Source organism: Vibrio sp. OPT41 (assembly GCF_015163595.1).
GTDB lineage: Bacteria > Pseudomonadota > Gammaproteobacteria > Enterobacterales > Vibrionaceae > Vibrio > Vibrio alginolyticus.
The window spans coordinates 84,758-98,548 of the sequence record NZ_JADDYH010000028.1 but is presented as its reverse complement, the minus strand read 5'-3'; the positions used below and the strand labels follow the sequence as shown (position 1 = coordinate 98,548).

20 protein-coding genes are annotated in these 13,791 nt (G+C 46.4%); all 20 read left to right on the top strand.

Annotated features, from left to right (window positions below; genetic code table 11):
* Positions 1 to 838: GPO family capsid scaffolding protein (locus IQP38_RS12315; protein WP_193837617.1), on the top strand; the 838-nt coding region annotated here is incomplete at its 5' end.
* On the top strand, positions 838 to 1,860 hold the full coding sequence (locus IQP38_RS12310; protein WP_017821171.1) for a phage major capsid protein, P2 family: 1,023 nt from the start codon (positions 838 to 840) through the stop codon (positions 1,858 to 1,860). The genes IQP38_RS12315 and IQP38_RS12310, both read left to right, overlap by 1 nt.
* Complete coding sequence (gene gpM, locus IQP38_RS12305; RefSeq protein WP_193837616.1) at positions 1,853 to 2,569, top strand: phage terminase small subunit; 717 nt, start codon at positions 1,853 to 1,855, stop codon at positions 2,567 to 2,569. Before IQP38_RS12310 ends, gpM begins: the two co-directional genes overlap by 8 nt.
* Before the next feature lie 108 nt (positions 2,570 to 2,677).
* The gene (locus IQP38_RS12300) at positions 2,678 to 3,142 is read left to right on the top strand and encodes a head completion/stabilization protein (protein ID WP_017635448.1); all 465 of its coding nucleotides are present in this window, start codon (positions 2,678 to 2,680) and stop codon (positions 3,140 to 3,142) included.
* Positions 3,139 to 3,627, top strand: coding sequence for a phage tail protein (locus IQP38_RS12295; RefSeq protein WP_042522477.1), 489 nt, complete (start codon positions 3,139 to 3,141; stop codon positions 3,625 to 3,627). Before IQP38_RS12300 ends, IQP38_RS12295 begins: the two co-directional genes overlap by 4 nt.
* Positions 3,620 to 4,279 (top strand): phage virion morphogenesis protein, encoded by a 660-nt coding sequence (locus IQP38_RS12290; protein WP_193837615.1) that lies wholly within the window; start codon positions 3,620 to 3,622, stop codon positions 4,277 to 4,279. Before IQP38_RS12295 ends, IQP38_RS12290 begins: the two co-directional genes overlap by 8 nt.
* 2 nt (positions 4,280 to 4,281) lie before the next feature.
* The gene (locus IQP38_RS12285) at positions 4,282 to 5,412 is read left to right on the top strand and encodes a DUF2586 domain-containing protein (RefSeq protein ID WP_193837614.1); all 1,131 of its coding nucleotides are present in this window, start codon (positions 4,282 to 4,284) and stop codon (positions 5,410 to 5,412) included.
* A gap of 3 nt (positions 5,413 to 5,415) precedes the next feature.
* Positions 5,416 to 5,868, top strand: coding sequence for a phage protein (locus IQP38_RS12280; RefSeq protein ID WP_017821175.1), 453 nt, complete (start codon positions 5,416 to 5,418; stop codon positions 5,866 to 5,868).
* Positions 5,869 to 5,888: 20 nt separating this feature from the next.
* Positions 5,889 to 6,095, top strand: a complete 207-nt coding sequence (locus IQP38_RS12275) for a TraR/DksA C4-type zinc finger protein (RefSeq protein ID WP_017635443.1) — start codon at positions 5,889 to 5,891, stop codon at positions 6,093 to 6,095.
* Between the two features lie 4 nt (positions 6,096 to 6,099).
* Positions 6,100 to 6,309: an HP1 family phage holin gene (locus tag IQP38_RS12270; protein ID WP_017635442.1), complete on the top strand. Its 210-nt coding sequence runs from the start codon at positions 6,100 to 6,102 to the stop codon at positions 6,307 to 6,309.
* Positions 6,296 to 6,886 (top strand): lysozyme, encoded by a 591-nt coding sequence (locus tag IQP38_RS12265; RefSeq protein WP_042522473.1) that lies wholly within the window; start codon positions 6,296 to 6,298, stop codon positions 6,884 to 6,886. Before IQP38_RS12270 ends, IQP38_RS12265 begins: the two co-directional genes overlap by 14 nt.
* Positions 6,861 to 7,202, top strand: a complete 342-nt coding sequence (locus IQP38_RS12260; RefSeq protein ID WP_052764199.1) for a hypothetical protein — start codon at positions 6,861 to 6,863, stop codon at positions 7,200 to 7,202. The genes IQP38_RS12265 and IQP38_RS12260 overlap by 26 nt, the downstream gene beginning before the upstream one ends.
* Before the next feature lie 22 nt (positions 7,203 to 7,224).
* Positions 7,225 to 7,413, top strand: a complete 189-nt coding sequence (locus IQP38_RS12255; protein ID WP_140337432.1) for a hypothetical protein — start codon at positions 7,225 to 7,227, stop codon at positions 7,411 to 7,413.
* A complete protein-coding gene (locus tag IQP38_RS12250) occupies positions 7,406 to 7,687 on the top strand; it encodes a putative phage tail assembly chaperone (protein WP_017821180.1) in 282 nt (93 codons plus the stop codon). The genes IQP38_RS12255 and IQP38_RS12250 overlap by 8 nt, the downstream gene beginning before the upstream one ends.
* A 32-nt stretch (positions 7,688 to 7,719) precedes the next feature.
* Positions 7,720 to 7,872, top strand: coding sequence for a DUF6890 family protein (locus IQP38_RS27035; protein WP_017821181.1), 153 nt, complete (start codon positions 7,720 to 7,722; stop codon positions 7,870 to 7,872).
* 30 nt (positions 7,873 to 7,902) lie between these two features.
* Positions 7,903 to 9,882: a phage tail tape measure protein gene (locus IQP38_RS12245; RefSeq protein WP_193837613.1), complete on the top strand. Its 1,980-nt coding sequence runs from the start codon at positions 7,903 to 7,905 to the stop codon at positions 9,880 to 9,882.
* Positions 9,872 to 10,213 (top strand): DUF2590 family protein, encoded by a 342-nt coding sequence (locus tag IQP38_RS12240; RefSeq protein ID WP_017635436.1) that lies wholly within the window; start codon positions 9,872 to 9,874, stop codon positions 10,211 to 10,213. The genes IQP38_RS12245 and IQP38_RS12240 overlap by 11 nt, the downstream gene beginning before the upstream one ends.
* The gene (locus IQP38_RS12235; RefSeq protein ID WP_193837612.1) at positions 10,210 to 11,415 is read left to right on the top strand and encodes a baseplate J/gp47 family protein; all 1,206 of its coding nucleotides are present in this window, start codon (positions 10,210 to 10,212) and stop codon (positions 11,413 to 11,415) included. Before IQP38_RS12240 ends, IQP38_RS12235 begins: the two co-directional genes overlap by 4 nt.
* The gene (locus IQP38_RS12230) at positions 11,408 to 12,004 is read left to right on the top strand and encodes a phage tail protein (RefSeq protein WP_042522470.1); all 597 of its coding nucleotides are present in this window, start codon (positions 11,408 to 11,410) and stop codon (positions 12,002 to 12,004) included. Before IQP38_RS12235 ends, IQP38_RS12230 begins: the two co-directional genes overlap by 8 nt.
* A gap of 6 nt (positions 12,005 to 12,010) precedes the next feature.
* Positions 12,011 to 13,789 (top strand): phage tail protein, encoded by a 1,779-nt coding sequence (locus tag IQP38_RS12225; protein ID WP_193837611.1) that lies wholly within the window; start codon positions 12,011 to 12,013, stop codon positions 13,787 to 13,789.
* The last annotated feature ends 2 nt before the right edge of the window (positions 13,790 to 13,791 follow it).

Below are 13,791 nucleotides of genomic sequence, written 5' to 3'. Positions count from 1 at the left end.
CGCGACAGAAGGACCGACCGTCGACGGGCGTAAAATAACCCGTGATTGGATTGAGCAAATGGCCGCTAGTTATTCGATGGATGAGTACACCGCACTAATTTGGCCTGAGCATCGTCGATTTTACGGTTACGGTGAAAACTGGGGCCGAGTGGTTGAAGTAAAAGCGGAGGAACAAGGCGGAAAATTACGTCTGTTCGCCAAGCTAGAGCCGAATGACTATCTGCTTGAAGCCAACCGTAAAAAACAAAAACTTTTCACATCTATTGAGCCAAATCCCGACTACAAGGGGGAAGGGCGTTGCTATCTAATGGGCCTAGCTGCGACTGACTCCCCAGCCTCCACAGGAACATCGCTCCTTCAATTCTCTCGTGTTCATGGGGAAACCACCGAGATCAAAGCAAGCCATTTAGAAGAGGTGGACTTTTCAGATTGCTTTACTCGCAAAGACCGCTTTTTTGCGGCATTCAATGAATTTTTCTCTTCTGACGATGAAGAGCCAGAAACGCTATCAACAGCAGAGGGCACCAACGTGACCGAAGAACAATTAAAAGTCGCACTAAAAGAGCAGTTTTCTGCTTTCAAAGGTGAGTTTAAGCAAGAACTAAAAGAAGAGTTCAATTTGCAAAACACACCTGAACAACCAGAAACACCAGAAGTAGCAAGCAAAGATGCGACGGTCGAGCAGCTTTCCGCTGCGCTGGAAGAAAAGCTAAATCCGTTGTTTGAGAAAGTGAACGGACTAGAAACTAAGTTTGCTGAACTATCACAAGAAGTCCCTGACCAGGAACCAGATCCATCAGGTGCTAGTGAATCTTTCTCATCTAAGGAGATGTTTTAATGCTGAACGCACTATCTACCAGTTATTTACAAGAGTTTTGTACAGCGACGTTATCCGCCGCAAATGCTCCGCAAGGTACACAGTCGTTTAACTTGACGCCCCCAATGGAAACTAAGCTACGTCAAGCAATTATGGAATCGGATGCTTTCCTAGGTATGGTTTCATTGCTGCCAGTTCAGCAAATCAAAGGTCAGGTTGTTGATGTTGGTGATGATGGCCTTTCGACCGGTCGATCTGGTTCGGGACGTTTTAGCGTGGAAGTGGGCCAAAGTGGTAATACCTACGAGCTTACAAAGACAGATTCAGGAGCACACATCCTTTGGGAAACTATGACGCAATGGGCAAACTCTGGCTCTAAAGGTCACTGGTTGAGCATGATGAAAAGCGCGATTTCTCGTCGTTTTGCATTGGATATGTTGCGTGTCGGTTTTAACGGTACGTCTATCGCAACTAATACGGACCCGATTAAAAATCCATTAGGCCAGGATGTAAATAAAGGCTGGCTCACGATTGTTAAAGAGAAGAGATCTAGCCAGGTACTCGCATCAGCAAAGCTTGACCCAACAGGCACTGCGACTGATTCATACAAGAATCTTGATTCACTTACGCAAGATCTAATCAACACGACGATTGCTCCCGAACATCGTCAAGACCCAGATCTCGTTGTTTTAGTTGGGTCGAATCTAGTCGCGGCTGAGCAGCACCGCTTACTTGAGGCTGCCGATAGTCCAACAGAGCATAAAGCGGCCCAAAGCCTAGCCAAGACAATTGCTGGCAAAAAGGCTTACACACCACCATTTTTCCCAGCTGATCAACTTTGGGTTACCAATACCAAGAACCTACAGATTCTGACGCAAGAAGGCACTCAGTGGCGTAAGCAGAAAAACGATGAAGATGAGCTTCGTTTCAAGCAAAACCATATCCGTATGGAAGGTTACGCTGTGGGAAATCTTAAAAAGTTCGCGGCTATCGAATCTGTTTCAGTCGTCGAATCAGCCACTGCAGAGGTGATGAATGGCTAGTCCTTTAGCAAGGCAGCGTCGTCAGCTTCTAGAAAATCAAGTCAGTCATTCTGCATCGAAGTTGAGTGTTAGTGCAAATACCGAAAGCCTGCACATCAAGCTGATCGATTTTGAAGAAGACCGCAAATATCTAAAACAGCTCAATGCTATCGAAGACAAGGTGAAACATAAGCGTGATGTTTTGGTGCCCAAGTACAAACCGTACGTGGAAGCTTACCTAGCAAAAGGCGAAGTATTCGAGAACCCAATTTTCACCAATATGGTTATCTGGTTGTTCGATGTCAACGACATGGAAACCGCGATTGATTGGTGCTTGAAAGCCATAGCGCTTGATTTACCTACACCAGATAACTTCCGACGTGACTGGCCAACCGTGTGCGCCGATGAAGTTTTAGCTTGGGCGGAAAAAGAGTCTGGCAGAGGACATTCTATCGAGCCTTATTTCAGCGCGGTTTTTGAAAAGGTTGAGAGCGAATGGCGACTACACGAAGAAGTGCATGCCAAGTGGTATCGATTTGCTGGGTTGCACTTACTTCGAAATGAAGAAGGACAACCGCAACCGACATCTATCGGTTGTTTAGATACCTTGGAAAAGGCCTTGTTGCTACTGCAGTGTGCTCATGAGAAGTACGCCAAAATTGGGGTGAAAACCAAAATTGGTCAGGTAGAACAACGTATTCGAGCGATTAAAGACAACAAAAATTTATAACAGCTCCTACGCCGCCGAGCCTCGGCTGGTGAGGTAAGAGTGCCAATAGGCTAACTCAATACCGTCGACCCAGTGGCTAGAGGCTCACTTATTAAAAGAGGAATAACGATGTTTACGGGATCTTCCGGTTCGGATTATCAAGCGACAGAAATCACTAATGACGGTTTTTGGCCGAACATCAATGCCGGTGATTTTGAAAAGCGTCGCGGTATTCCTGCTGCTCAAGATTCAGAACGTATTGCTATCGCTCTAGTTAATGCGGTTTCGGAAGTTAATCAGCAACTCGAAGACTTAAAAGCTAAGTATCGGGAAGAGGGGCATGCAACTGCTGGCAATGTTCCTACATTTCCGAAAATGAATGATAAAAACCGTGTTGTATATCAATACGAATCAGCAGTATTTGCGAGAGCCAAAGCTGATTTGCTGCCGGACATTGCAACTGTTCATACCAAGGACAAGGGCGATCACATCGCAGACAGAAGCGTAGAGGTGCGCACTGAATTACTTTCAGAAAGCCAGCGCATTATTCGAAATATGAAAGGGCTGAACCGTTCATCGGTGGATTTGCTATGAGAACGCAATACCAAGCAGGTTACAAGCTGCGTGACCTAAACGCATTTTTAATCAGCGTTGTGGGCGACAAGATAGCCAAGCGCATGGAATGTGAAATGGGCAAGGTTGAGTTGAAACTAGAAACCAAGCACATGGGTCATGGTTTTGACCTGCTGTATCAGCGTTATGTTGCTGACTTCTACTTCGACAAATTCCCTTTCAAAGAATACGACCCAGCGGTGCTGTTCGCTAATGTTGGGGCGTGGTTGATGGACAACGATTCTGACCGTTTCCGCATCGAAGACTTAGACGACCCATACGTAGACGTAGTACTGGAAGATGAGAAAAACGCCGAAGTGTTGGTCTCAGTCATGTTTGAAGAACCCGTCAAAGTGGCTGCAGACCCCGACGGGCCAATCTATTGGAATGGTCAACGCTGGAAGATTGAAGAGTACGAGATTTGGCAGGCGGAAAGGCTATCACATGTAGTTCTCCGCAATGTATGAGATACGGGCCGATAAGCGCAGTTATTTGCGAGTTAAAGAGCAATTCGAGCTGCTAAAGCTTGAGAAAAAAGCCAGAGCCCGAGTGCTGAAAGAGCTTGGTAAATACATCACCAAAACGACCAAAAAAAACATTCGAGCACATCGTGACCCAGACGGTAAAGCGTGGTCAAAGCGCAAAAACGGCAGGCGAAAAATGCTTAGAGGTTTCACTAAGAAGCTAAAGCATTTTCAAAAAGACAATAACCGGGTTTTGGTTGTTGGTTGGCCATCAAGACGAGGAACCGTTGCACTGGCTCACCATACCGGTGAAGCAGAGGAAAGCGGATTGCAGCAGCGATTCAAGCAAGCCAAGAAAGCGAAAGAACCAAAGAAAACCGACCCGGCAACGAGAGAGCAAGCAAAAGAGTTACGCGATTTAGGTTACAGACTTCCGCCCCAAGGCAGGCAGAAGAGAGGCAAAAAGCCAACGCTCAAATTCATTACTCAGAATATGACCGTCGCTGAAGCCGCAAAACTGATTAGTGATCTGGAAAATAAAACGCCATTACGTAAGTGGGAAGTAGATCGCCCAGAACGCCGATTGATAGGCATTAGTCCGAAACGGGCAGCAATGATTATCAAGCGGGAAATGAATCGAAATAGGAGCAACTAAACATGGCATGGCCTACCGTCATTATTAACATTCTGAACATGATGCGCGGACCGATCCCGGGCGTTGAATTTCACTTTCTGTTTGTTGTGTACGGCACAGTTGCAGGAACAGAGCGCAACCTAATTATGGTGGATAACACCACGGATTTTTCAGACAGCGCGTTCGATAACATCGACCCTGTACACATGCTCACGCTAAAAGCTGCTCAGTTAAATGGGAAACAGAACTGGACTGCCGGTGTGATCGTTTTAAACCCATCAGATAGTTGGCAGGCTGCGGTTTTTAAAGCCAATGAGACATCAAGCTTTGAAGCTGTTGTGTTGGATAAGCCAAATACTGGAGCGTCCACTCTTGAAGATGCAGTCGCATTTCGCCATGAACTTAAAGCCAAGCTTGGACGAGAAGTTTTCATGATCTGTTCCTTACCAGGAATTAATGATTCCGAGGACGGTGAAACATGGGCCGAGTGGTTAGCGCAAACGGTGAATGTGCCAAAGAACATTGCAAGTGAATACATCACCGTAGTGCCACAAGTACACGAAGGAAACTCTACAGTTGGCATTTATGCAGGTCGGTTGGCCAATCAAGAAGTATCTATTGCTGACTCACCGGCACGAGTAAAAACAGGCAGCATTCTCGGCAGTATGGCATTAGCAAAAGATAAGGATGGAAAGCCATTAGAGCTAGCAACACTTAAAGCACTAGAAGCTGCTCGAATCGCTGTGCCGATGTGGTATCCGGACTATCCGGGGCAATATTGGACAACTGGACGTACGCTAGATGTCCCTGGTGGTGATTATCAAGATATTCGTCACATTCGTGTCGCCATGAAAGCAGCACGTAAAGTGCGGGTACGAGCAATTGCACGAATTGCTGATCGAGAATTCAATTCCACACCAGGCAGTGAAGCCAGCGCAAAGCTGTATTTTACTCAAGACCTCCGTGAAATGGCGGTAGTGAAAAAAATTGGTGATTACGAGTTCCCTGGTGAAATCAAACCACCTCAAGACGATGACATCACCATTACATGGGTTAATAGTGAAGAAGTTGAAATTCTACTCGCAGTTACACCTTACGAGTGCCCAGTGAAAATCACCATCGGCATCATGCTCAATCAACGACTAGGGGAGTAAACAATGAATTCTCGTTATACAGGGCGAAGCTTCGACATAAACATGCTGGGGATTTTGGTTCATGTGGAGTCGGCTACAGCAACCATCAATGATGAGTCTGCTGTTGATAAAGAGCGCGGCATTCCCACTGGATTTACTCATGGAGCTGTGAGTTGTGATGTTGAGTATGAGCTGGACTTGAACAACTTCCGTAAGCTTCAACAAAAAGCTCGCGAAGCTGGCAGTTGGCGCGGTATTAAGCCACACGACTGTATGTTCTATGCAAATACTGGCGATGATGAAGACAAAGTAGAGCTGTTTGGTGTGAAGCTTCAAATCTCAGATTTACTTAGTGTTGATCCAAACAGCAGTGATAAAACCAAGCGCAAGCTTAAAGGCTTTGTGACGAGCCCTCACTTTGTTCGCATTAATGGCATCTCATACCTAAGTAATGATGATACCCGCGGTTTGCTTTAAGCCTATCAGAGAGAGAACGAATGCCTGACTTTATCGACCATGCTAGTAGTAACGAAACCAAGTTTACTGAAATGGCAATCGCAAACCAGCTTAAACAGTCTATGCAGACAAGCGAACAAGAGAGTGCAAAAGAATGCCTTGAATGTGGTGACCCTATCCCTGAAGGGCGTCAGATAGCGATAGCGGGATGCCAGTTTTGCGCCCCTTGCCAGGCTAAGTTGGAGTAACGATATGAAAGATTGGTTCGACAAATTAACCAGTGGAGTTGCTTACCTTGTGTCATTGGCAGGAATGACTTTCAGCAAGCTGACATTTGAGCAGTGGTATTTCATTTTATCACTAGTGATTGGCCTTGCAGCACTGGGATTGAACTATTGGCACAAGCGAGCAATGCAACGTATTGCTAGCGAAAAAGGAGTAGCACTGAGTGAAACTGACTAAGCGGATCATTTGTTCTGTAGTCGCTGTGATCGGCTTGGTAACAGGTGGTACGGCTGTTTATGGACCTGAATTGACGCAGCCCATTGGGCAAGTTGTGGTATCGGAACGAGACTTAGGAGCGCTGCGCATCACCCCTAAAGGACTGAAGTTGATTGGTGATGCCGAGGGATGCCGGCAGAACCCTTACGTTTGCCCGGGAGGTATTCCTACGAATGGGATTGGGAATACTCATGGTGTGCCAGATACGCCAATCACATTGGAGCAAGTCGCGATCGACTGGGTGAAAAATATTCAATCGGCCGAACGATGTGTGACCAATGCAGAAAGGATTTCAGGAGCGCAAATGAGCACGGGTCAATTTGACGCATTTACCAGCTTTGTTTTCAACTTCGGGTGTACCAAGTTTCGCAAAAATAAGGACGGCTCTGACACTCGGATTTACGCAGCAATCAAACATGGCAATTATCCCAAAGCCTGCGGTCACATTACGGAGTGGGTAAAGAGTCAGGGCGTTGTACTTAAAGGACTCGTCACTCGAAGAGGATTAGAACGTGATCGCTGCATGGAAATGGATTAAGTGGATTGGTCTTGCGGTGTTGGTGACGACCATCGCGGTGCTGAAGCTGCAGCTTCATACCGTCAAAGCAGAGAAAACCACATTAAGTGAAAAGCTCACCAAGGCAGAAGCAGACAACCAAATCAACTTAACCACCATTGAATTTTTGAAGGGTGAAAGTGAGCAAGCTAACAACATGTTAGTTCAGCGGCAACGGCAACACATAGCAGCAGAGGAAAAACTCAATGCAGACCTGGCAGCACTTAAAACAGAGCTGGCAAACGTTCAGTGCCATATCCCTGCCACTGTTACTGACCGCCTGCGCGAACCCTACTGAAACCGTCGCAACGCAGGTGTTCATGAAATTGCCACCTGCTGGAATGTTGGTGCCCTGTTCAAAACCACAAGTTCAAGGGACATGGCCAGAAGTGGTTACCGACGACATTCCCAAGCTGAAAAACGCACTGACTGAGTGTGATAACCAGATTGAAGATTATTTGCAATGGCGTGCTAGGCACGAAAACAAGAAGAGAAGTAAAAATGACTAAACCTACCTTTACATCAAAACCTGTCGTAGTCGCTATCGGTGGCACTGACTTCGTATTTACGCCAACGGTACAGGATGCAAATAACTATACCAATGACATGATGCCTAACAACAAAGTCGCGCCTGCCTATACGTACTTAACGCGTACCGTAAACCCAGAGCAAAAAGATGAGCTCACTGAGTTACTTGATAGCGTTCCTGGCTTAACTATCGAGCTTTATGCCACGGTCAGTAACGCTTCTAAAGGTGGTATCGAAATCACACTAAAAAAATAACAGATAGGGCAAAGCGGATTGAAGATAATCCTTTGGAACAAGCCTTTGCCCTTCGTCGTCATTTTTTGCCGAGTGAGCCAGACGACGAAAGAAGTTTAAGTCGCGCTATCTGGCTGGACAAACACCAGTTCGAACGCGAAGAAAGAGCGGTAATGAGTGCTATCAGCCGACTGTTTAGTCATTAACAGACATAAAGAGCGAGTGAGTATTACGCGATGAGCATGGAAAAACTGTTGATGCACATAGCGTTGGTTGATCAAGTCACCAAGCCGTTGCAGGGGATTACTAAAGAAGTACAAGCTTCGATGGATGCTGGTAAGCAAGGCATGCAAAACATGGCGGCAGGTGGTGCGGGTTTAGTCGCCACGGGCTTTGCTATTCAAAATGCGCTGATGCCAGCGATTGAAATGGATAGAAAGCTAGGCGAAGTGAAGTCGTTAGGGGTTCTGGATGAGGATCTCACGAAGCTTTCAAAGACCGCGCTTTGGACATCGGCACAGTACGGGAAATCCGCCACAGATATTGTCGGCGCCTCATATGATATCAAGTCAGCATTTGGTGATATTGATGGAGACAACCTTTCTGACATCACCAAAAGCTCTGCCGTTTTAGCTGCTGCGACTAAGGCTGATACAGCAACCATTACGGATTATATGGGCACCATGTATGGTGTTTTCAAAAATCAAGCTGATGAAATTGGGGTTGGAATTTGGTCCAAACAAATTGCCGGCATGACTGCGCAGTCTGTTGAAATGTTTAAGACTACAGGCGCAGGCATGAGTAGTGCTTTCACTAGCATCGGAGCGAATGCGACCAGTGCAGGAGTTGCTATCGAAGAGCAGATGGCGATTTTAGGCACCCTTCAATCAACCATGAGTGGCAGCGAAGCGGGTACCAAATACAAAGCATTCTTAGCGGGTGTGGCCAACGCTCAAGATAAGCTCAATTTGTCGTTTACCGATAGCCAAGGTCAGATGCTGCCTATACTAGATATTCTTGAACAATTGAAAGGTAAATATGGTGACACCTTAAGTGTTGCTGAAGCGGCTGATTTGAAAAAGGCATTCGGCTCAGAAGAAGCCGTTAGCATGATTAAGTTATTAATGGCTGATACTGAAGGACTCGCAGGCAGTATTGACCAACTTGGTCAAATCGAGGGAATGTCGAAGGCTGAGCAAATGGCCAGCACCATGACAGATCAGTGGGAACGGTTAGAAGCGGCATGGTTTGCGGTTCGTGCTGCGGTATTTGGTGCGATTCTTCCTTCAATCAATTCAGTTGTAGGCACCATGGCTGACGGCTTAATGGTGATTGTTGGTTGGACGGACCAATTTCCTTGGCTTGCTGAAATTCTTGGCTATGTCGCTATCGCAGGCCTGTCTCTTGGCGGGGTGATTGCAACATTGTCGCTTGCCATGGGGATCGGGCAAATGATGTCTGCTGGTTGGACGGTTACCATGACGAGTTTAAATAGCATCATGAAACTACTGCGTATTAGTACGCTGGCGAGTACTGCTGCTGCATGGCTATTTAACGCCGCGCTTTGGGCCAACCCGCTAACTTGGGTTGTCGCTGGTATAGCGCTGCTTATAGGTGGTATTGCTGCGGCAATTTATTGGTGGGACGACTTAACCTCCGCGTTTAAAGATACGGCTTGGTTTGATGTTATTGCTCATGCTATCGAAGGGCTCGTTGATTTACTCAATATGATCCCAGGTGTTGATATTGAACTGGGGAGCCAAATTGAAACGCCAGAGATGACAACGGCCGTCCAAGCTGAACACAGTACTCCTATATCACAGAACCTAACTCCGGGTGATGCGTCAGAAGTTAAGCAATTAGAACTACTTCAACCTCAAATGAGTTACGAGTCTGCGATAGCGACGAACCAAGACGTTTATGGATATGAGCCAGAGCAAATGGCGCCGTTCAAAATTGCAGAAAGCCAGGTTATTTCTCAGCCAAGCATCAACGTTGAAGCTCCAAATCTAGATACTCAATCGCCTCAACCGTTTATCGAATACAAAGGGAAGAGCAACGAGCCACGATTGCCTCCTCAAGTGGTGAACAATATGAAAGCAACCAATCACAGTGATGCTAGTCGAGTTAGCTCTTTTGGTGACGTGTATATCACTGCCCCTAACGGAATAACACCAGACCAATTAGCCGAGTGGGATGAGCTCAATGTGGGGTAACGACTTAACAGAACGCAAGCGCTACAACGATATCAAAGTGGTCGAGGGTGGCTGGGATATGGACGCAGGCCAACAGCCTAAAGAGTGCAGTGATTTATACAGCATCGCGCAAGACATTAAGCACGCGATCATGGAATCAGGATTGGCTCGCCAATTGGTTGCAGAAAGAAACCCAGCGTTACGCGCTGATGTAATGGTGCAAATTGAGCAACTTGCTGAGAGAGATGTAAGAGTGGTACCGGGTTCAGCGACAGCAAGAGAAACAGAAACTGGTGATATCACCTTAACCGCTAAGGCTTATGAATATGGGGAACTTGAGGTGAAAGTATGAGTAAACGACCAAGTACGGATTTTGTTCAGGTGCTAAGTGAATCGGGTGTGCCAGTTACCGAAAAGGACTTTGAAACCAAACTAAAACAAGAAGTCGTGGGGGCTGGTAGCAAGGTTTCGAATGACTCCGAAATGTCACCGTTTTGGCGTTGGGTTCGCGCTGCAGTGGTCACGCCATGTGTTTGGCTGATTAGACATCTATTGGCTCAGCACGTTATGCCCAATATGTTCGTGGCAACCGCTGAGCGTTGGGCTCTGGACCTAAAAGCATGGGAGCACAATATCGCGCCGAAAGTAGCTCAAAGAGCACAAGGCTACATCACACTAACTAAAGCAAATGCTGCTGATGCGGTGACGATTGAGAAAGGGGCGGTTATTCAAACGCTACCTATAGATGGCGTTATGTATAAAGTTCAAGTTATTGAGCCTGGAATCATCGAGGCTGGTCACCTAAAGGGTAAGGTGCTTGTCGAAGCACTTGAAGCGGGCTCCGCGTTTAACTTGCCGGCGGGGTATTTCAACATTATTCCTGAAGCGATACCGGGCATTGTTGATGCGGTGAATGAACCTGACTGGCTCTCTGTACTCGGTGCTGACGCAGAAACTGATGAAGAGTTAGCGCTTCGTATTCAAAATGCCTTTACTAGCTCTGGTGAATGGCACATCGATGATGTGTATCGCTCTATCATCGCCAGCGTAGCGGGGATCCGAAGTGATAACATCTATTTTAGAAATACAGGGGACATAACCCCTGGTTCAGCAGAAGCATTGATTTTGATGGAAGTGGGACCAACCCCGCTAACCGTTCTTGAACAGCTAAATGAGCACATAATGTCTAAAGGGCATCACGGTCACGGTGATGTACTTACCTGTAAAGCCATTCCCGATACGAAACATGAGATCACGGCGGATGTCGTCTTAGCTGAGAACTTAGACAGCGCCACCAAAGTGAATGAACTTCTTGAAGTGGAAGAGAGGATTAGAGCGGCTTTTCGAGAAACAGCAGCTTACCCAGAAATGACACGCGCGAAACCTGAGCATCGTTTTAGCTTATCTTTGCTTGGTACTGAGATACATACCAACATGACGGAAGTTGAATCGGTAAGGTTTACCGTAGACGGAAAAGTCCAAAAAGACATTATCAGCAAGCTAGAACAGCCTCGCTTGAAATCACTCACAGTTAAGGAACTCGTGGATGTCTGAGTCTCGAAATTACGACCAAAGCCGACATTCCCCTCGCTTACCCGAAATTGTGATCCCATGGTGGCAGGACGGAAGAACGACGGCGGATGAAGTCAAAGAACCTCACTTTTTATCTAAAGGCGTTTTTTCATTCTTCCGGATAGTTTGGAGCAGCCTACTATTTCCGCTTCGCCAAATGGATGCGTTGACCTGTAACGAAAAAGCATTGGAATTAATGGCATGGGATAGAGATATCAAAAGGTTTGAGAGTGAGCCACTTTCACTGTTTCGAAAGCGAGTGAAATACGCAGAAGTGAACGCCAAAGACGCAGGTAGCGTAGCGGGCTTCAAGCGGATTTTTGAAAGGTTAGGCATTGGTATCGTTAAGTTCAAAGAGCGTCAAAACGAAGTTCAGTGGGACGTTTGTACTATTGAGCTAAGTGATGGCGATATCTCGCAAAACAGCAAGTTGGTTCAAGTGCTCATAGAGCAATATGGGAGAACTTGCCGTCGATATCGATTTGAAGTCGTTTATCCCATTCAGGTGCACATTCGTACGGCCTGTTTCAGCCAGAGTCAGCAGCTATTTAGTGCAAAACTAGAGGAATAATACAGTATGAGCCAGACCATTATCCCTGCTCAGTTTGAGCGCTATTTAGTGGATAAAATTACAACGGGTAGTACGACAGACATGAACGAGTTTGTGTTTGCTCATATTCCTAACTTAGACGCTGAATCACCGATTGACCGAGCCCTAGGTCTGCCTAGTGAAGCGTATATCGTGCATCGTCAAAAAGTGGACCAGGCTGCGCGACTTAATAGTAATACGTTGGTGTATTCCGTCATTCTTCAGTCAACCACACCGAGTTTTAAGTTCAATGCGATTTACCTCCATGATAAGCATGTTGAGAACTCCTGTGGCTTGATCGTGTATAAGAACACGGAAACTAAAGAAGAAAACATGACCACTATTAAGTCCGTCGCGCAGGAGTACAGTGGCGCTGCAGCGATAGCAAATATTCATGTTGAACCAGGAACTTGGCAGATAGATTTTCATGGGCGCTTAATGGGCATTGATGATGATTTACGTTTGGCGAATCTTGACCATTATGGCCATTCGGCCTTTGTTCGTGGCTGCTCGGTCGTCGCTAAAGGAAAGTCAAACACGTTTGTTGTTAGTCCCGGAGTTGTTTATGTCTCAGGGTTACGTGTTGAGCTGTCAAAAAAAGAGGTGGTGGTCAGTGATGGCATCCCATGTGGTTTGTACTTAGATGTGGTACGCCAAGGCAGCGCACTCTCTCGTTGGGAAAACATAGCGACAGTAAGAAGCTCAAAAACAGAACTCAGTAATTACGTTGATGAAAACGGTCAACAGCATTACATCGCTCGACTTGCTGGCATTGACTCCCATGGCAATGTTACTGATTGGCGCGTGTGGGATGTTATCACTCAGCAACAAGCTGAAGCTGGTGAGGATGAATACCGTAGCCTATGGAGTGCAAAGCGAGTCTTTCAGTCTGTCGCGTCATACATCAACAAGAATGTTAAGAATGCCACTAAAACAGCCTCCGGTTGGATGAGTGCAAGCGATAAGAAAAAATTAGACGGGATTCAGAGTGGGGCTCAAGTCAATGTAGCAACTAACTTGAGCGTGTCTCGCAACGCCAATTCTCAAACGGTTAATAGCTCTACGGGTAAAGATGCCACTTTAAGTGCCGCAACAACATCGAGCGCCGGGGTTATGACCGCAGCAGACAAGAAGAAGCTGGATGGCATACAAGCTGGAGCGCAAGCGAATATCGCAACTAACTTGACGGCATCTCGCAACGCCACAACTCAAACGATCAAGAGTTCTACGGGTAAAGATGCGGTTTTAAGTGCGGTGACGACATCTCATGCAGGGGTAATGACGGCAGCAGATAAGAAAAAGCTCGATGGAGTTGCCACTCAAGCTACGAAAAATCAAACAGACGCATACTTAAAGAACCGAGCTAATCATACGGGCACTCAAGCTATTTCTACTATTCGAGGTTTACAAGAAGCACTCAGTAGTAAATCAAATACAAAGCGGTCAATTTTATGGAATGGAAGAGCGCCAGGTGATACGAAGCTAAAAACGTCAGAGCCTATTACGAACTTCGATTTCTTGATAGTGACAGCCGAAGGTGGTTATGCAGCGGCGTCAGGGCTAAGTCTTAGCGCGATTGTTGATGTGCAATTAGCAATGGAGCTGGGCCAGTTTTATATCATCTTGCAGAGTGATGGCAAGTACGGGTTTACCTTGACATGTAAGGAAGTTCAATCGGTTAGAGGTGGTACTTCTCTAAAATACGATGGTGTGACCGCCTATTCAGGTGAGCATTATTTGAGAAAGATTGTGGGCGTTAAGGTGTAAGG